This window comes from Salinigranum sp., assembly GCF_041641895.1.
In the GTDB taxonomy this organism is placed as follows: Archaea; Halobacteriota; Halobacteria; order Halobacteriales; family Haloferacaceae; genus Salinigranum.
On the sequence record NZ_JBEPXO010000023.1, the window covers coordinates 1 to 17,591 of the forward strand.

The 17,591-nt window shown below is 69.2% G+C and carries 19 protein-coding genes and 1 other RNA gene; 11 read left to right on the top strand and 9 right to left on the bottom strand.

The window, feature by feature from the left end:
• The coding region (locus ACESK5_RS06840; protein ID WP_372910804.1) for a serine hydrolase domain-containing protein at positions 1-1,089 on the top strand (1,089 nt) is incomplete at its 5' end.
• Positions 1,090-1,101: 12 nt separating this feature from the next.
• On the opposite strand, the gene ACESK5_RS06845 is transcribed toward ACESK5_RS06840, so the two are convergent.
• The 5 genes from ACESK5_RS06845 to ACESK5_RS06865 form a co-directional block, all read right to left on the bottom strand.
• Positions 1,102-2,238, bottom strand: coding sequence for a phosphotransacetylase family protein (locus ACESK5_RS06845; protein WP_372910805.1), 1,137 nt, complete (start codon positions 2,236-2,238; stop codon positions 1,102-1,104).
• Positions 2,235-4,388: an acetate--CoA ligase family protein gene (locus ACESK5_RS06850; RefSeq protein WP_372910806.1), complete on the bottom strand. Its 2,154-nt coding sequence runs from the start codon at positions 4,386-4,388 to the stop codon at positions 2,235-2,237. Before ACESK5_RS06850 ends, ACESK5_RS06845 begins: the two co-directional genes overlap by 4 nt.
• 70 nt (positions 4,389-4,458) lie before the next feature.
• Positions 4,459-4,794, bottom strand: a complete 336-nt coding sequence (locus tag ACESK5_RS06855; RefSeq protein WP_372910807.1) for a hypothetical protein — start codon at positions 4,792-4,794, stop codon at positions 4,459-4,461.
• Between the two features lie 40 nt (positions 4,795-4,834).
• Positions 4,835-6,178: a hypothetical protein gene (locus tag ACESK5_RS06860; RefSeq protein ID WP_372910808.1), complete on the bottom strand. Its 1,344-nt coding sequence runs from the start codon at positions 6,176-6,178 to the stop codon at positions 4,835-4,837.
• Positions 6,179-6,224: 46 nt separating this feature from the next.
• The gene (locus ACESK5_RS06865) at positions 6,225-6,701 is read right to left on the bottom strand and encodes a YbaK/EbsC family protein (protein ID WP_372910809.1); all 477 of its coding nucleotides are present in this window, start codon (positions 6,699-6,701) and stop codon (positions 6,225-6,227) included.
• 214 nt (positions 6,702-6,915) lie between these two features.
• Here ACESK5_RS06865 and ACESK5_RS06870 point away from each other — a divergent pair, with 214 nt between their 5' ends.
• From ACESK5_RS06870 to ACESK5_RS06885, 4 genes are read left to right on the top strand one after another with little or no spacing between them, the layout of a single operon-like run.
• Positions 6,916-7,374 carry a PH domain-containing protein gene (locus tag ACESK5_RS06870; protein WP_372910810.1) on the top strand — a complete coding sequence of 153 codons (459 nt, stop codon included), beginning with the start codon at positions 6,916-6,918 and terminating at the stop codon, positions 7,372-7,374.
• A gap of 4 nt (positions 7,375-7,378) precedes the next feature.
• Positions 7,379-9,208: a PH domain-containing protein gene (locus ACESK5_RS06875; RefSeq protein WP_372910811.1), complete on the top strand. Its 1,830-nt coding sequence runs from the start codon at positions 7,379-7,381 to the stop codon at positions 9,206-9,208.
• A gap of 46 nt (positions 9,209-9,254) precedes the next feature.
• Positions 9,255-9,698: a hypothetical protein gene (locus tag ACESK5_RS06880; protein WP_372910812.1), complete on the top strand. Its 444-nt coding sequence runs from the start codon at positions 9,255-9,257 to the stop codon at positions 9,696-9,698.
• Positions 9,699-9,740: 42 nt separating this feature from the next.
• Positions 9,741-10,646 carry an isocitrate lyase/phosphoenolpyruvate mutase family protein gene (locus tag ACESK5_RS06885; RefSeq protein WP_372910814.1) on the top strand — a complete coding sequence of 302 codons (906 nt, stop codon included), beginning with the start codon at positions 9,741-9,743 and terminating at the stop codon, positions 10,644-10,646.
• Between the two features lie 104 nt (positions 10,647-10,750).
• On the opposite strand, the gene ffs is transcribed toward ACESK5_RS06885, so the two are convergent.
• Positions 10,751-11,061: signal recognition particle sRNA (gene ffs, locus ACESK5_RS06890), an RNA gene on the bottom strand.
• 60 nt (positions 11,062-11,121) lie between these two features.
• Entirely contained in the window at positions 11,122-11,529 is a 408-nt protein-coding gene (locus tag ACESK5_RS06895) for a hypothetical protein (RefSeq protein WP_372910815.1), read from the bottom strand.
• Positions 11,530-11,643: 114 nt separating this feature from the next.
• On the opposite strand from ACESK5_RS06895, the gene ACESK5_RS06900 reads away from it, so the two are divergent.
• The gene (locus ACESK5_RS06900) at positions 11,644-12,795 is read left to right on the top strand and encodes a thiolase family protein (RefSeq protein ID WP_372910816.1); all 1,152 of its coding nucleotides are present in this window, start codon (positions 11,644-11,646) and stop codon (positions 12,793-12,795) included.
• Position 12,796: 1 nt separating this feature from the next.
• Positions 12,797-13,198, top strand: coding sequence for a Zn-ribbon domain-containing OB-fold protein (locus ACESK5_RS06905; RefSeq protein ID WP_372910817.1), 402 nt, complete (start codon positions 12,797-12,799; stop codon positions 13,196-13,198).
• 93 nt (positions 13,199-13,291) lie between these two features.
• Here the strand turns inward: ACESK5_RS06905 and ACESK5_RS06910 are convergent, their stop codons facing one another.
• Both ACESK5_RS06910 and ACESK5_RS06915 read right to left on the bottom strand, forming a co-directional pair.
• On the bottom strand, positions 13,292-13,762 hold the full coding sequence (locus ACESK5_RS06910) for an HTH domain-containing protein (protein ID WP_372910818.1): 471 nt from the start codon (positions 13,760-13,762) through the stop codon (positions 13,292-13,294).
• Between the two features lie 170 nt (positions 13,763-13,932).
• Positions 13,933-14,571 carry a MaoC family dehydratase gene (locus ACESK5_RS06915; protein WP_372910819.1) on the bottom strand — a complete coding sequence of 213 codons (639 nt, stop codon included), beginning with the start codon at positions 14,569-14,571 and terminating at the stop codon, positions 13,933-13,935.
• Between the two features lie 156 nt (positions 14,572-14,727).
• Between ACESK5_RS06915 and ACESK5_RS06920 the strand changes: the two genes are divergently transcribed.
• From ACESK5_RS06920 to phaC, 4 genes are read left to right on the top strand one after another with little or no spacing between them, the layout of a single operon-like run.
• Entirely contained in the window at positions 14,728-15,036 is a 309-nt protein-coding gene (locus ACESK5_RS06920) for an AbrB/MazE/SpoVT family DNA-binding domain-containing protein (protein ID WP_372910820.1), read from the top strand.
• Positions 15,037-15,042: 6 nt separating this feature from the next.
• The gene (locus ACESK5_RS06925; protein WP_372910821.1) at positions 15,043-15,495 is read left to right on the top strand and encodes a hypothetical protein; all 453 of its coding nucleotides are present in this window, start codon (positions 15,043-15,045) and stop codon (positions 15,493-15,495) included.
• A gap of 58 nt (positions 15,496-15,553) precedes the next feature.
• The gene (locus tag ACESK5_RS06930; protein ID WP_372910822.1) at positions 15,554-16,090 is read left to right on the top strand and encodes a poly(R)-hydroxyalkanoic acid synthase subunit; all 537 of its coding nucleotides are present in this window, start codon (positions 15,554-15,556) and stop codon (positions 16,088-16,090) included.
• The gene (phaC, locus tag ACESK5_RS06935; protein ID WP_372910823.1) at positions 16,087-17,514 is read left to right on the top strand and encodes a class III poly(R)-hydroxyalkanoic acid synthase subunit PhaC; all 1,428 of its coding nucleotides are present in this window, start codon (positions 16,087-16,089) and stop codon (positions 17,512-17,514) included. Before ACESK5_RS06930 ends, phaC begins: the two co-directional genes overlap by 4 nt.
• Positions 17,515-17,591: the final 77 nt, after the last annotated feature.

The following is a 17,591-nucleotide window of genomic DNA, read 5'->3' on the forward strand; positions in this document are numbered from 1 at the left end:
GCGTTCGACAGGCAACTCGACGTCGGCCTCCACGAGGGGGCCCAGTTGGCCGTCTACGTCGACGGAGAACTCGCCGTCGACTTCGCCGGCGGGACCGACGGCCGCGGCGGCGAAACCACCGCGGACACGCGCCACCTCGTGTTCTCGTGTACGAAACCGTACGCGGGCGTCGGCCTCCACCAGCTCGTCGAACGGGGGGCGCTCGACTACGACGACCCGGTCGTCGACCACTGGCCCGACTTCGCCGACGAGGGGAGCGAGAAGGCCTCGATCACCGTCCGGCAGGTGTTGAGTCACACCGCGGGCATCCCGGCGAGTGACCTCGACCAGCAGCCCGAGAAGTGGGGGGACTGGGACGCCGTCGTCGAGGCGATGGAGGCCGTCGAGCCGCAGTTCTCCCCGGGCGAGCGACCGGCGTACCACACGTTCAACTACGGCTGGCTGGTGGGCGAACTCGTCCGGCGCGTGAGCGGCCAGCGCGTCGAGGAGTACGTCCAAGAACACGTGTTCGACCCGCTGGAGATGGACCGGACGTCCATCGGCCTGCGTGACGGCGAGGAGGACGACGTCGCTGCCCTCTCCGGCTTCGAGGTGTTCGACCGGTGTCGCGACCCCGGCGAGGGTCTCGGTATCCCGGCGTCGGAGTCGGCGGCCGCGTTCAACGAGGAGACGGTCCACCGCGCCGTCATCCCGGCCGCGAACGGCGTGGGGACCGCCCGCGACATGGCGCGCTTCTACGCCTGTGTCGCGAACGGCGGCGAACTGGAGGGGACGCGACTCCTCTCCGAGGAGACGGTCGCCGAGGCGACGCGGACCCACGCCGAAACCGACAGCGACGGGACGCTGTCGCGGCCCGCACGGTACGCGCTCGGCTTCTGGACGGGTGGTCTCGCGAACGACATGTTCGGCTCGGCCAGCCACGAGCGGATGGTCGGCCACGCCGGTCTCGGGAGCATCTTCGGGTGGGCGGACCTCGACGCGAACGTGGGGTTCGCCTACGTCACGAACGGGATCCGCGAGGAGTCGTGGGAACACGCGGCGCGCGTGGCGGGGCTATCAGACGCGGTGCGACTGCTACTCCGGCGCTGACGTCGGGGTCCGTTACCCCTCGTCCGCGTCCTCGCCCTCGACGTCGCTGCCGCCGTCCACGTTCGCGTCCGCAGCGGCCGCGCCGACGAGCGAGTCGACGTCGGTGTGTTCGAAGAGGAGGGTGCGCATCCGTTCGACCGTCTCCGCGTCGCGGGTCCGTCCGCTGTGGACGACCTCTTCGCACCGTTCGACGACCGAGAGGGTGTCGCCGCTGACCATGAGGACGGGGACGCCCTTCTGTTCGGCCTTGCCGATAACCGCGCCCGGCGGGCGGTGCGCCCCAGTGAGGAGCAGACACTTCACACCCGGTGCTTCCAGCGCGGCCGTGTGAATCTCCGCGCGGTCACCGCCGGTGATGACGGCGGCGTCCTTCGTCCGCCGGAAGTACCGCAGCGCCTCGTCGCCGCCCATCGCCCCGACGAGGAAGCGCTCGACGAACGCGCCGGTCGGCGCGTCGTTGACGATTTCGGCCCCGAGTTCAGAGGCGAGGTCGGCGACGGTGACGCCGGCCAGTTCCTGCACGCGCGGGACGATGCCGACGACCGGGACGCCGCGCGATTCGAGGAACGGGACGACGTCGTTCTCGAGTTCGTCGTACGCGGAGTCGGAGACGCGGTTGAACAGGACGCCCGCCAGCCGGTCACCGATGTCGGACGCGGCCGCGAGGACGTCGTCGAGGTCACCCGGGTCCGCGTAGTCGGCGACGAGAAGCACTCGCGCGTCGAACAGGTCGGCGATTTGCGGGTCGGTGAGGTCGACGATGCCGCCGGTGGTGTGGTGGCCGCCCCCCTCGACGAGGACGAGGTCCTTCCCCTCCGAGAGGGCGTCGAACTGCTCGCGGACGTTATCGGCGAGCGCGCCGGGCTCTTCCTGGCCGCGGATGGCGCCCTGGACGAACGTCGGCGAGTAGACGATGGGCTCCATCTGGTGCATCTCCGAGTCGAGGTCGAGCAGGTCGCGCGCGAGCATCGGGTCGCGGTCGAGCGTCTTGCCGACGTTCGACTGCAGGCGCGTCCCTTTCGGCTTCATGTAGCCGACGTCGCGGCCGCGCTCTTTCGCCAGGAGGCCGAGTGCGAGGGTGATGGCCGTCTTGCCTGTGCTCTCTCCGGTCGAGGTGACGAGTAGTGTCTGGGTCTGGGGTTCGGTCATTGGTCTGGCTCCGTGAGGGGCTTGTCGGTCTCCGGTTCGGTCGGGTCGGTGGACTGCTCCAGTTCGTCGAGGTCGACGGTGAGACGAACGTCGACGGCCTGTGCGCCGTCGGGCATCGCCACGAGCGGGTTGATGTCGAGTTCGAGAATCGCGGGGAAGTCGGTCACCAGCTGTGAGAGGCGCTGGACCGTCTCAGCGACGGCGTCGACGTCGACGGGGTCGCGCCCGCGTGCACCCCTGAGGAGCGGTGCCGCGTCGATTTCGCCGGTCATCTCGGCCGCTTCGGTCTCGGTGACGGGTGCGACGCGGAACGTCGTGTCCTCGAGCACCTCGACGAAGATGCCGCCGAGGCCGAACATCATGAGCGGGCCGAACTGCGGGTCGCGGTTCATCCCGACGATGGTCTCGACGCCCGAGTCGAGGTCGACCATCTCCTGGACCTGGACGCCGAGGATCTCGGCGTCGGGCTGGTAGTTCCGCGCCCGCGTGACGAGGTCCTCGTAGGCGTCGTACACCTCCTCGTTCGGGACGCCGACGCGGACGCCGCCGATGTCGGACTTGTGGAGGATGTCCGGCGAGACGATTTTCAGGACGACGTCGCCCTCGATGGGTTCGGCGAGGTTCAGCGCCTCCGTCGGGTCGGTCGCGATGCCGCCCTCCGGCGTCGGGATTCCGTACGCGTCGAGGAGGTCCATCGCCTCCACGCCCATCCGTGGCTCGTCGCGTTCGACGGCGCGTTCCAGTATCTCGCGGGCGGCCTCGCGGTCGACGTCGAACGCCGTCGGCTCGTCGTACTCCCTGTGCGAGATCTCCTTGAACCGGACGAGCGCGTCGAGTCCCTCGATGGCGCGGGCGGGGTCGAAGTAGTTCGGGATGCCCGCCTCCTCCAGCACGTCGGCGGCCTCGTCGACGCGCGCACCGCCCATGAAGCAGGCGGCGACCGGCTTGTCGTGCTCTTCCTGGAGTGTGACCGTGTCGCGAGCGAGTTGCTCGTAGTCGAGGACCGCAGTCGGACACGAGAGGACGAGCGCACAGCCGACGTTCTCGTCGCCGAGAGCGACGTCGAGCGCCTCTCTGAACCGGTCGTTGTCCGCGTCGCCGACGATGTCGACGGGGTTGTAGATGTTCCCCTCCTCGGGGAGGCTCTCGGAGAAGGTGTCGAGCGTCTCGTCGGAGAACGAGGCCATCCCGAGGCGGGAGTCACCGACGGCGTCGGTGGACATGACGCCGGGCCCGCCGGCGTTCGTGATGATGGCCACCTGGTCGTTCTCGGGGAGGGGCTGTGACTCGAGGACGCGCGCGGCGTCGAACAGTTCCTGGACCGAGTCGGCGCGGATGACGCCCGCCTGGTCCAGTCCGGTCTCGTACGCCTGTTCGCTCCCGGCGAGCGTCCCGGTGTGCGACGAGGCGGCCTGTGCGCCCGCGTCGGTCCGGCCGGACTTGACGAGGACGACGGGCGTGTCCTGGGTCACCTCGCGGGCGGTGTCGATGAACGCCCTCCCGTTCTCGATCCCCTCGAGGTAGCCGATGATGACGTCGGTCTCGGGGTCGTCGCCCCACTCGCTCACGAAGTCCGCCTCGTCGAGGACCGCCTTGTTCCCCAGCGAGACGACGTCTTTGAAGCCGATACCCTGGTCGTTGGCCCAGTCGAGGACGGCCGTGATGAACGCGCCGGACTGGGACATGAACGACATCCGGCCCGGGAGCGCGTTGTCCGGGCCGAACGTCGCGTTCATCCCTCTCCGTGTGGAGAGGACGCCGAGGGAGTTCGGGCCGACCAGGTTGAGCCCGTACTCCTCGGCGACGCTTCGCAGTTCCGCTTCGCGTGCAGCGCCGTCGCTTCCCGTCTCGCCGAACCCGGCGGTGATGACGACGACGTGTTCGACGCCGCTCTCGCCCGCCTCGCGGACGACTTCCACCGCGACGGACGGGGGGACGACGACCACGGCGAGGTCGGCGTCAGCCTCTCCGACGGAGGCGACGCAGGGGCGGCCGAGCACCTCGTCGCGCTTCGGGTTCACGGGGACCACCGTCCCTTCGAAGTCGGCGAGGAGGTTCTCCGTGATGGCACGGCCGACCGACCCCTCGCGGTCCGTGGCGCCGACGACGGCGACACGCTCGGGGGCAAACAGTGCAGCTAGCTCTCCCATCTCTTCGCCGTTCACTCGGCACGGAATTAAAACCGCCGAGTCTTCTCGCTCGCTGAGAGTGGCGGCCGTCTCACACGGCGTCGTCCGGGTCGTTCGCCGCGCGCGTCCGCTGTGCTTCGGCGGCGTACCGCGCTCGCGTCTCTTGGTCGTCGACGCGGCCCACCGCGCCGGGGGTGACGTCGACGGCGGCCGTGGTGTCGCGGTGGTCGGAGAAACTCACCAGCGCGCGCTCCTTCCGGAAGTACCGCTCACCGTCGGGCGTCGCGTACACGAGGATGATGATGTTCTGCTCGTCGTCCGAGTACGTCCGCTCGACCAGCCACAGACGGATGGTCTCCTCCTCCCCGTCGGTACCCCCCGTCGCGGACTCGGTTCCCGCCGGCCCCTCGTTCGCACTCGTGTCCATACGTCCCGTTGGCGCGCGAGCGTCAAAAGACCGGTCGTGGTCACCGCCGGGTGAGAACTGCCTCCACCTCGTCTGCACGGGCGGCCGCGACGCGCGCGGCGTGGTAGTCGACCCACGCCTCGGTGTACGTCCGGGCCGGGTCGACGTCGTCGTGCCGGCCGAAGTACTTCAGGGTGATGTCGCCGCTCTCCGTGGCCGCGAGCGCGTGTCGGAGGTGGTCGCGGACGAACGGCGAGGGGTTCGTGTCGAGACGCTCGCGGAGCGCCCGCCGCGCCGCCCGCTTCTCTTCGAAGACGGCGTCGGCGCCGGGCGGCGACTCCGGGTCGAGCGTCTCCATCGCGTCGACGAACGCGTGGACGTGGACGAACCCCTCGGCGGCCTTCGACGCGCCGAACGCGGGGTAGCCATTCCTGGCGCGGTAGGCGCCCTCACCCGTCTCGTTGCGCCCGCGCATCCCCCGCGACCAGACGCCGTCGGCGAACGAGTCGGGGTACGCCTCGTGTTCCTCCTCGAACGTCTCGAACCGGGCGACGAGTGGGTCGAGGCCCGCGACGAGGTCAGCGACGTTCCGGACGAGGGTTGCGGCGAACGGCCGCCGGTCGCTTCCCGCGGCACCGTCATCGTCGCTATCGTCATCGCCGCTGTCACCGCCACCGAGCGGCCGTTTCCGGGCAACCGCCCGGTACTGCCGGACGTCGAGGAGGCGCGCCCGCGCCTTCGCGTGCTGGCCGGCGAGCGACGCCGTTCCTTCCTCCGTCGAACGGTCCGCACCGGACCGGACCTCGCCGCCGGGGACAACTGCGTCGGCCCCGCGCCGTCCCCACCACCGCTGGCGGTCGACCCGGTGGGCGTACGGGAGGTACCGGGCGGGGTCGGCACAGGCGTGGTCAACCGAGAGCGACTCGAACGTCTCGACCGTCCCCCGCGCCTCCTCGTAGAGCGCTTCGGCGTCGAACGACCCGTCGAGCGCCTCCGCGTACGCGAGCGCGCCCGCGGCCTGCTCAACGCGCCACTTCGCCTCGTCGACGGTGTCGGAGTTCCGCGGCCGCGCGTCGAGTTCGTCCAGGAAGGCGCGCGCCTCCTCGACGTCGTCGCGGGTGTACGCGGGGAAGTCGGGCAGGTCGGCGGAGTCGACGTCGTCCCACCGGCGTTCGGCGGCCGGGACGGCGCGTTCGAGTCGGGCCCGGTAGGCGTCGACGTGGCTCTCGAGGACGGGGACGGTCGTCTCCACCGACGGCGTCGACAGTTGGCGGGTCCGCACCCGGACGGCGACGGGGGGGAGCGGACCGTTCGGCACCGACGCACAGCCACTCACGCCGGCGACGGCGACACCCGCCAGCACGAGGAACTCACGTCGGCTACGGGAGGGAGGGGACGGGGACATCGGTGGCGGTTGTCGCAGGCACGGGATGTGTCTTCTGGTCGTCCGTTCAGTCCGCCACGGCGACGGCACGGGCGCCGGCCAGTGCTCGAACCTCGTCCGGTGCCATCGGGAAGACGGCCTCGGGTGTGCCCGCGGCGGCCCACACTGTCTCGTACTCGAGGAGCGTCTCGTCGAACAGGACGGGGACGTCCGTCGCGTGACAGAACGGGGGGACGCCGCCGATGGACCACCCGAGCACCTCGGCGATGCGGTCGGGGTCGGCCATCTCCACCTCGTCGGCGTCGACGTCGAGGTGGGTCGCGAGTCGGACTTCGCTCACGCGGTTCGCCCCGCTGGTGACGACGACGACGAGGCGGTCGCCGGCGGCGAAGGCGAGGCTGCTCGCAATCTGTGCGACGTCACAGCCGACGGCCGCCGCGGCGTCGGCGGCGGTCTTCGTTCCTTCGGGGAACTCCTCGACGGCGACGTCGACGTCGTACGCTTCTCGGGCCTGTTCGACGAACTCGGCCGCGCGTGGATGCATACGTCGGCGATGGTGGAGGGGGGACAAAACTCCCGGCGGTCCACCCGTCGGGTCCGCTCGGGGGTCGGGCAGGACGGACGTGGCGCCCGTGTGTCCGTGCGGGCGCCCGAGCGACGGAAGACCGCACCTTCTTACCCCGGCGTCCCGGAGATGTGGACATGAGACCGGTCCGGCAGCGAACGCCCTCTCTCTCTCCCCTCCCAGACCGATGTCGATGAACCGCCTCCACCCCCGCGTCCGACTCGTCTGGGCTGCCCGTTCCGTCGTCAGCGCCGCCGTCCTCGGGACGATTCTCGCCGTCGCCGCGCGCGTCCTCCCGTTCGTTCCGCGCGAAGTCGTCGGGCTCGCGGGTGTCGTTCTCCTCCTCGGCGTCGTCCACGCCCTCCTCCGTTACCGGTCGTGGCGCTACGAGGTGCGCGACGACTCCATCTACCTCGAACGCGGCGTCCTCACGCGCGTCCGCACGGTCGTCCCCTTCGTCCGAATCCAGCACGTCGACTCCTCGCGCAGTCCCGTCGAGCGCGCCGTCGGGCTCGGCCGCGTCGTCGTCTACACCGCGGGGTCGCGCGGCGCGGACGTCACGGTGCCCGGCCTCACCCCGACGGCCGCAGACGACCTGCGCGAGCGACTGAAACGCCTCGCCATCCGCGCGGAGGGCGACGACGCCGTCTAGACCCATGAAGCTCTCCCCGCTCTCGGTCCCGTACCGCGTGCTCGAACGCGGCGGGAGCCTCCTCGTCGCCGCGGCGTTCGTCCTCTTCTCCGGCGGGTCGATACTCGACGGCGTTGCGGGGTCGCTGACGCTCGTCGGCCTCCTGGGTCTCGGCGCGCTCGCCCTCGTCGGCTACGAGGTGGCGTACTACCAGCGGTACGAGTACGAACTCACCGCCGACACGTTCGACATCCACTCGGGCGTGTTCGCCCGCCGTGACCGCGAGATTCCCCTCCGGCGGATCCAGAACGTCGACATCTCGCGCAACGTCGTCCAGCGCGTCCTCGGCATCGCCGCAGTCGACTTCGAGACCGCCGGCGGGAGCGACACGGAGGCGTCGCTCCGGTTCGTCTCGTTCCAGGAGGCGAAACGGCTCCAGCGGGAGGTCCCCCGGATGAAGCGGGGCACGGCCGAGGCGGAGGCGGAACCGGAACCGGCGACCGGACTGTTCGCCCTCTCACAGCGGGAACTCACGCTCGTCGGCCTCCTCTCGTTCGACTTCCGTGTCCCCGGCCTGCTCGCGCTCCTGCTGTCGGGGTCGATCCCGGTCGTCTCCCCGCTGCTCCCCCGACCGGGGGCGTTCCCCATCGCGGCACTGCTCGTCGTCCTCGTCGTCGGCGTCTTCCTCTTCTCGTGGGCGGCCGGCGCCGTCGCGGCCGTCGTCAACTACTACGACTTCCACCTCGTGCGCGCGGGCGACGAACTCCAGTACGAGCGTGGGTTGCTCCAGCGGTACGACGGCTCCATCCCCTTCGACAAGGTCCAGACGCTCACCGTCGAGGACACGCCGCTCAAACGCTACTTCGGGTACGCGACGCTGCTCATCGAGACGGCGGGCTACGCGCCGGGGCAGTCGTCGGGCGGTGGCCGTGGCTCGGAGGCGGCCGTCCCGCTGGCCGAACGCGACCGGGTCTTCGAACTCGCCAACGCCATCGATGCCTTCGGCGACCCGGACCTCCGACGCCCGCCGAAGCGGGTCCGACGCCGCTACGTCGTCCGCTACCTCCTCGTCGTCGGGGCGCTCGTGGGACTGCTGTTCGGCGCCGACGCCGTCGTCGGACCGCTCCCGTTCCCGTGGTACGCCCCGGCCGTGCTCGTGCTCGTCATCCCGCCGGCGGCACACCTCAAGTGGGCACACCGGGGCTACTGGCTCGGCTCCGACCACGTCGTCACCCGCAACGGCGTGCTGAAGCGACAGACCAAGGTCGTCCCCTACGACCGCATCCAGACGGTCATCGACACCCGTACCCTCTTCCAGCGGCGGTGGAACCTCGCGACGGTGACAGTCGACACGGCGGGGTCGCTCTCGCTCACCGGCGGCGACGCCGCGGCGGTCGACGTCGACGACGCCGTCGCCGACGACCTGCGCGCGGAACTCGACGAGCGACTCCGGACGGCGCTCGCAGCCCGCCGGCGCGCGCGCAGTTCGCAGCGCGCCTCGACGGCTGAAGGAGGCGACGAGACCGGCCCCGACGACGAGGCCGGACGCGGGACCGAGGACGGGCGCGAATCCGGGGAGTTCGTCTGGGGCGAGGCGTTCGACGACGGCGAATCGACGGCGGACCCCGCCCGCCAGTCGCCGACGGAAGTGGCGCACGACGACGAGCGCGACGGGGACGGAGTAACGGGCACAGACGACGTGGCCGACCAGCGCGACGAACGCGACGGCGGTGACGGGAGCGACAGTGACGGCGCCGGCGCCGGCGACGAGCGCCCCGCCGGGAACGGTGCGTCCGCGGGCACCGAGTCGACGGATGACCCGAACGAGGCCCGAAACCGGGACGGCACGACCTGACGCGGCCGGGAGTAAAGCTATACGCTCGGAGAGTGGAGTCACCACCGTGCGCGTCTACGAGACGACCACCACCGACTGGGACGCCGTCGACGCGGAGACGCGCGCGTCGCTCGCGTGGACGGGGACGGCCGCGCTCCTCGTCCTCGACGGTGTGCCGCCCACGGAAATCGACCCCATCCAGGCGTACGCGCCGCACCGGGTCGACGTGGGCCGCGGCGGGGGACAGGAGCTAATCCTCGTCTACTCGGAGCGACGCCCCTCGTCGTTCCCCCACGCGTCCGGCGTCACCGTCGCCGACCTCGACACCGTCGTCACGGACGCGCTCCGCGACGACGAGACGCTGTTCCTCCGCCGACTCCGCGACGACGAGTCGTTCCGGACGCTGTTGCGACGACACCTCTCGGCGTCGGCGCGTGTCGAACTGGTCGAAGAGTACGGGTCGAACCCCGACGCGGCCGGCTACGTCCAGCGGTTGCTCGAAACGGCGTGAGGCGGGCGAACCACTATCTAACTCCGACGACAACGTCTCCGGATGAACGGTACGCCCGACGCCGACCGACCACTCGACAGCGACGGTGACCTGGACACCCTCCCTGACCGCGCGCGGGCGTTCCGCGACCGTCACACCGACACGGGCGGCACGGGACCGCTCCTCCTCGCGAACGCCTGGGACTGCGCCAGCGCCTTGGTCTACGAGTCAGTGGGATTCGAGGCGGTCGGCACGTCGAGCGCCGGCATCGCCGCCGCCCACGGCGTCCCAGACGGCGAACACCTCTCCCGTGAGGAGATGCTCGCTGCCGTCGAACGGATCGCACGATGCGTCGCTGTCCCCGTGAGCGCCGACATCGAGGCGGGATACGGCGACTCGCCCGAGGCTGTCGCCGAGACGGTCCGAGGAGTCATCCACGCCGGTGCCGTGGGCGTCAACCTCGAGGACGGAACGGACGTGGACGGGCCACTCGTCGACACCGGGCGACACGCGGCGGTGGTACGGGCGGCCCGCACGGCGGCCGACGAGGCGGGCGTTCCGCTCGTCGTCAACGCGCGAACGGACGTCTTCTGGCGGTCGGTCGGTGAGGGCGAAGAGCGGGTCGCCCACGCGGTCGAGCGTGCGAACGCGTACGCCGACGCGGGAGCCGACTGCCTGTTCGCCCCGGGAGTCACGACGGTGGACGAGATCGAACGACTGGTAGCCGGGGTCGACGGTCCGGTGAACGTCCTCGGCGGACCTGGAGTCCCACCCGTCTCCACACTCGGGGACCTCGGTGTCGCCCGCGTCAGCGTGGGGTCCGGACCGATGCGCGCCACGCTCGGCCACCTCCGCGAGGTGGGTGAAGAACTCCGCGACGAGGGGACCTACCGTTCGATGGCGGGGGCGATTCCCTACGCCGAGGTGACCGAACTGCTGGCCGCGTCGGTCGCTCGTCGAGGCGCGTGACCCGAGTCGTGCGCAGTCTGGAGGCTCGCAGGCGTAGTTGTTGGCGAGCGTGAGAACGGTCACCGGAGCGTCCGCTCGAGACGACGAGACGCGATGAGGTATGAGTGTGGACGACGGGATTGCCCGGCGTTCCGACACGGGTAGTCCCGGTTGCCTCCTCCACCCCGCACCCCGTCGAGCGGCGCACGTCCGGTGGTGGGCTGCTCACTTCCGTGCCTGACCCGATTTCACCGACGAACCACGGACGGCCACCCCTGCGGATGGGGCCCGTGGACCGCTGCCCCCGACGGACGAGGCTTCTCAGTCGGCTCCCGGGGCCCGTGTCGGTCTGACCGGACGCCCCCGGTTTCGGCCCCCGCTGAAGACCAATTTCACGGGTGACGAGCAGGGCCTAACTGCCCGACCTAGTCCACCCAACCCTATCCCGGTGCCACATAAGGGCCTTTCGGCTTGCGTCCGTCTCCGTCCGCCTGAATCAGAGGACGGCACGGGCGTAGACGCCCGCACTGAGCGGGACGAACGCGGTGACGCCGACGACGACCCACCGGTGGTACCCCATCCACGCGGCGGAGAAGTTGAACACGAGTTCCGGGTCGACGGCGAGTGCCCACGACGCGGCGAGGCCGAGCATCCCCAGGCCGAGGACGAGCGTGAGTCCGGCCGCGGTCACCGGGTCCGTCCGTCCCCGCTTCCCCGCGAGGAAGACGACGACGGCGATGGGAGCGAGGAACCCGAGCGCGGTGCCGCCGGCCGGACCGGCCGCGTAGTAGAGCCCGAGTTCCGTCCCCGGGTTCGCGACGAGAACGAGCGGTGCGACGAGCGCGGCGACGACGGCGCCACAGGCGACACTGCCGACGAGGGGCGCGACGTCTTCGACCTCCATGTGCGAGACTCCGGGCCGCCGTCGTCTTAACAGGTCTGAAACGCCCCGCGGGACCTGGATGTCGCTCAGGCGAGAAGTGGAAAGAAGTAAGCGGGCCTGTACTCGTCGTCCTGTATGGAACGTGTTGCAATCATCGGCGCATCGATGACCCAGTTCGGGCAACGGGACGCCTGGCTGCAGGAACTCCTCGCCGAGGCGGGGCAGGCCTGCCTCGAAGACGCGGGCGTCTCGGCCGACGAGGTGGACCACCTCTACCTCTCGAACATGGCGAGCGGCGAGTTCGAGGGACAGACGGGGTCGATGAACTACCTGGCGCACGACCTCGCGGCGATGCCGTCGTACACCCAGCGCATCGACCAGACCTCCTCCTCCGGCGGGGCGGGCGTCTACGCCGCGTACCAGTCCATCGCGTCGGGTGCCAGCGAGATGACGCTGCTCGTCGGCGGCGAGAAGATGACTCACTGTTCGACGGCCGAGGCGACGGACGTCATCGCCTCCATCACCCACCCCGCCGAGTACAAACACGGGCTCACCCTCCCGTCGTTCGCGGGCCTCACCGCGCGTCTCTACCTCGACCAGTACGACGCGCCCCGCGAGTCGCTGGCGAAAGTCGCCGTCAAGAACCACAAGAACGGCGTCCACAACCCCCACGCACAGTTCCAGAAGGAGGTCGATCTGGAGACGGTGCTGGAGTCGCCCATCGTCGCCGACCCGCTCCGACTGTACGACTTCTGCCCCATCACCGACGGCTCCGCCGGCCTGCTGTTCTGTCCCGAGTCGGTCGCCGAGGAGTACACCGACGACTACGCCGTCGTCGCCGGCGTCGGCGGCGCCACCGACACCCACGTCGTCCACGAGCGGGCGGACCCGACGACGATGCGTGGCGTCGTCGAGTCGTCCGAAATCGCCTACGAGATGGCCGACGTGGACCCCGACGACGTCGACGTCGCCGAACTCCACGACATGTTCACCATCCTCGAGTTCCTCCAGTCGGAGGACCTCGGCTTCTTCGAGAAAGGGGAGGGGTGGAAGGCGGTCGAGGAGGGGAAGACCGAACTCGACGGCGAGATTCCCGTCAACCCCTCGGGCGGACTGAAGTCGAAGGGGCACCCGCTCGGCGCGTCGGGGGTCGCACAGGTGTACGAGATATACAAGCAGGTCATCGGTGACGCCGACACGACGCAGGTGGACGCGGACGTCGGCCTCGCGTGCAACGTCGGCGGGTTCGGCAACTGTGTCATCACCACCATCCTGGAGGGTCAGTGAGATGTCCGACTCGAACTCGAACGAGGGTAACGACGAACGGCAGATGGAGGCGTACCGCTACTCCGACGGGAGCATCACCTACCCCGGTCACCCGGTCGGACCGGACGGGAGCGAACCCGAGGGGACGGTCGACCTGAGCCAGTACACGGCGACGGTCGTTACGTGGACGACGTCGATGGCGACGCCACCGGGCGTCCGTCAGCCGAACACCGTCGCCATCGTCGAATTCGACGTCGACGGCGAACCCGTCCGAGCCATCGGTCAGGTCACCGACGACGCGTCGGTCGACATCGGCGACGAAGTCGAGGCGGTGTACGCCGTAGAACTCCGCGAACCCGGCGCCGGCATCCGCCACCCCGACAGCCAGGAGTGGGACGGGTTCCAGTTCCGGCCCGTCGAGTGAGTCGGCGCCGGGGGCGACTCCCGCCGCTCACTGGTCGTCGTACCGACGCGAAGAACAGAGACGAGGTGGCTACCGAGGCGTGCCGCGTTCCGGTCACTCGGCGGCCACTGGTCGTGGGGCCGGTTCGAGCGCTTCGAGTTCGTCGAGGCAGTCCTGCACGGTGGTCGTCCCGGCCACGTCCACGTACGGGGCCACGGTTTCGATTCCGTCGCCGGCGCGCACCTCCAGACACATCACCGGCAACACGAGTTCGCGCGCGACGCCGTCGACGAACGACTCGCGCTCACGGACGGTGAAGAACGGGTCGATGTCGACGCCCGCCGCGTCGGCCCACGCGTCGAACTCCTCGTACGCGTCGACGGCGGTTGGCACCCGCTCCACGCCCTCGTTCAGTCGGACGCGCCCGTTCCAGACGAAGACGTCGTACGCCTCGATACGACCCGACTCCTCCAGTTCGCGGAGCCGTCGGACCACCGAGTTCTGCTGGTCGTTGGCTCCGAACATATCCCCCCTGACGTAGAACGTGACGTGCGGCGTCACGGTCTCACTGCGTATGGCGGTCATGGTAGTGTCCCCCTAAGTGTTGAATGTATAGCACCCTATGAAAACGTTGTCCTGATTCCCTACTGATGCGAGAAGTGTCTTAAAGGTTCATTAAAGACTCGAAGAGGCGGACGGTACAGCCGCTCTCCACCGAGAAAATCCGAGAATCGAGCCCGTGGCAGGAGGCGCGGCTACTCCGACTCGGGAGCGGGGTCGATGAGCACGACGGCCTCGCCGTCGATGACCGTCGTCCCATCGGCGGTATCGACGGTGGTGTCGAGTCGGTAGCGCCGGTCGCCGAGGTCCTCGACGATTTCGACCGTCGCCGTGAGTTCGGAGCCGATGTCGACCGGCTTCAGGAAGCGGAGGTCCTGCGAGAGGTACACCGTCATTCCGGGCAGGCGCGCGAGGGCGGAGCTGATGAGACCGGAGGCGAGCGTCCCGTGGACGATTCGACGGCCGAACCGGGTCTCCTCGGCGAACTCGCCGTCGAGGTGGAGCCGGTTGGTATCGCCGCTGATGCCTGCGAACGCCAGCACGTCCTCCTCGGTGATCTGCTTCGTGAATCGAACGACGTCGCCGACGCCCAGTTCGTCGTCGGAGTCGACGCTCCGCTCCATCGACCACGACTCCTCCGTGTACGCGACCGAGTCGATTTCGGGTTCGCGTACCTCGCCCGTGCCGTTCTGACGGGCCAGCATGGCCCGGTTGGCCTCGGCGACGCTCGAGTACATGTGGACGAAACTCCGCGAGACGTGCTTCGACGACTTGAGCCACGCGGAGGTCATGCCACGGACCGGCGCCGTCACGTCCATCGCGTTGTATTCCATGCTCCGTGTGAACGTCTACGACACTGATAACAGTTGTGAAAGTTCGTTCCCGTTCGCCCCGGGAGCACCACGCCGATACCATCTGGTGGCATAGGGAGGTATTGGATGGCAGGAGTAGTAAGCTTTATCCACTCACGGGGCCAAGCGGAAGACGAGATGACAGACGACCCGGACGGTGGAACGCCCATGTGGTCGCCCGCCGCGTTCGCGAAGCAGTTGCAGGAAGCCTCCCAGCAAGCCACCCAGAGCCAGCAGGAGCTGTTCAAGCAGTTCATGCAGGCGTCGTCGGGAGGGATGGACGGCTTCTCGCAGCTGAACGCGATGAGCATGGGCAGCGCGATGTTCAAGACGCGCGTCCAGAGCGGCGGCCGCATCTCCATCCCCGACGCCGAGCGCGAGGCGCTCGACATCGAGGAGGGAGACATCGTCCAGGCAGTCGTCATCCCCGTCAAACGAAACCGGTGATTCACCATGTCCGCTAACCCCTTCAACACCATGTTCGAGATGCAGCGCACGTACATCGAGGCCAGCCAGTCCGCGTTCGAGAGCTCCCTGCGGCTCCAGAAGGTCGCGTCCGACGCCTTCCTCGGGAGCTTCGAGTCGACGAAGTCGCTCCAGAAGCGCGGCGTCGACCTGACGAAGCGCGCGACCCTCGCCAACCTCGACGCCGTCGAGGAGGCGCTGCCCGCCGACGTCGTCGCCGACCTGCGCACGGCCGTCGACGAGCAGTACGCCGCGCTCGACGAGGCGCACGACGACGCCTGGGAAGCGTTCGAGCGCTCCGCCGAGGACGTCGTCGACTCCTACGACGAACTGACCGAGGCGCAGGCCGAGATGGTCGACGAGATGTACGAGTCGATGCTCGAGGCCAACGCCGAGGCCGCCGAAGTCGCCGACGAGGCCGCCGGCGCCGTCGAGCAGTAACGACGCCTTTTCCCACCCGCTCTCCGTATTTGAGACCATGGTTAACGATACATCCGATATGACCGACGCGACCGGTGCAGCGAACATGGAATCGTTCTTCGAGCAGCTCTCGGAGACCTACTCGGAGGCGCTCAAGCGCAACCTCGACGCCCAGGCGGCGTTCGCCGACCAGTGGATGGAGTCGATGGAGGAGGCGATGTCCGAGGAGCGCCTCGACGACGCTTCCGAGGGCGCCGTCCGCGCCTACGAGGCGTGGATGGACGCCGCGGAGTCCTCCTTCGAGCGCGTCGGCGACGCCCTCGAGGGTGAAGACGTCGACCCCGAGGAGTTCCGTGACATCTGGTTCAACGCCGCCAACAAGGCGTTCAAGGAGTCGATGTCGACGACGGCGTTCGCCGCCGCGACGGGTCAGAACGTCGAGGACGTCCTCGACTTCCAGGCGCAGCTGAACGACGCCGCCGAGGACACCCTCCACGGGATGGGCTTCGCGACGACCGGCGACGTCCGTGAGGTCGGCGAGCGCCTCGTCGAAATCGAGCGCCGCCAGAAGGCCATCGAAGACAAGCTCGACCGAATCCTGGAGCAGGACGAATGAACCCGTTCACCGCACCGTTCGAGGCACAGCGGAAGATGCTCGAATCGTGGACCGACGCCGTCGAGACGGCCGAGGCCGCGCCCGAGGGCCTCGAGACGATGGCCTCGGTCGAGGTGGGCCAGACGCCGAGCGACGTCGTCTACGAGGAGAACAAGCTCAAACTCCTGAAGTACGACGCCGAGGCGGCGGGCGTCGAGCCCGAGGAGACACAGGACGTTCCCATCCTCATCGTCTACGCGCTCATCAACCGGCCGTACATCCTCGACCTCCAGCCGGACCGTTCCGTCGTCCGACGACTCCTGGAGGCGGGCTTCGACGTCTACCTCATCGACTGGGGAGAGCCGTCGATTCTCGACCAGTCGCTGACGCTCGACGACTACGTCAACCGCTACATCGACAACTGCGTCGACGAGGTGGCCGACCGCGCGGGCGTCGACGCCATCAACCTCCTCGGCTACTGCATGGGCGGCACCATGAGCGTCATGTACACCGCGCTGCACCCCGAGAAAGTCCGGAACCTCGGCCTGATGGCCGCCGGACTCTGCTTCGCCGGCACCGGCGGCGTCCTCGAGGAGTGGGGCGACGACGAGTACTACTCGCCGCGCGACGTCACGGGCGCGTTCGGGAACGTCCCCGCGGAGTTCCTCGACGTCGGCTTCGCGCTCATGGACCCCGTCAACAACTACGTCTCGAAGTACACCACGCTGTACGACAACCTCGACAACGAGGACTTCGTGGAGAACTTCGCCCGGATGGAGCGGTGGCTGTCGGACGGCATCGACCTCGCCGGCGACACGTACGTCCAGTTCCTCGAGGACGTCTACCAGCAGAACAAGCTGTACGAGAACGAACTCGAACTCGACGGCAAGCACGTCGACCTCTCGAACGTCACGATGCCCGTCCTCCAGATTATCGGCCAGTACGACCACCTCATCCCGCCGGAGGCGTCGCGCCCGTTCAACGACGCCATCCCGTCGGAGGACGCGACCCTGATGGAGGAGTCGACCGGCCACATCGGCCTGTCGGTGTCGAGCAAGTCCCACGCGAACCTCTGGCCGAACGTCGCCGAGTGGTTCGCCGAGCGCTCCCAGCTCGACGAGTCGAGCGAGGCGGTCGACATCGATATCGACGCCGACACCGACGCGGGTGACGAAGCCGTCGACGCCGAGAACGGAACCACGCAGGTGGGCGACACCGAAGAGGACACGGGCGACACCGAAGACGGAGACGACGTGTTCGACGACGCTGACCTCGACCAGGTCCGTGGCGTCGGACCGGCGTACGCCGACCGACTCCGCGAGGCGGGCGTCGGGACCGTCTCCGAACTCGCCGCGGCCGACGCCGAGGCGCTGGCGGAGCGCATCGACGTCTCGACGTCGCGGGTCGCCGACTGGGTCGACCACGCCTCCGAACTCACGTCCTGAGTGCTCCCGGACTGACCACACCCGACCTGACGCGACCCGGGGGCGGCCTTCGACACGCGCTCGCCGTCGTGGGCGAC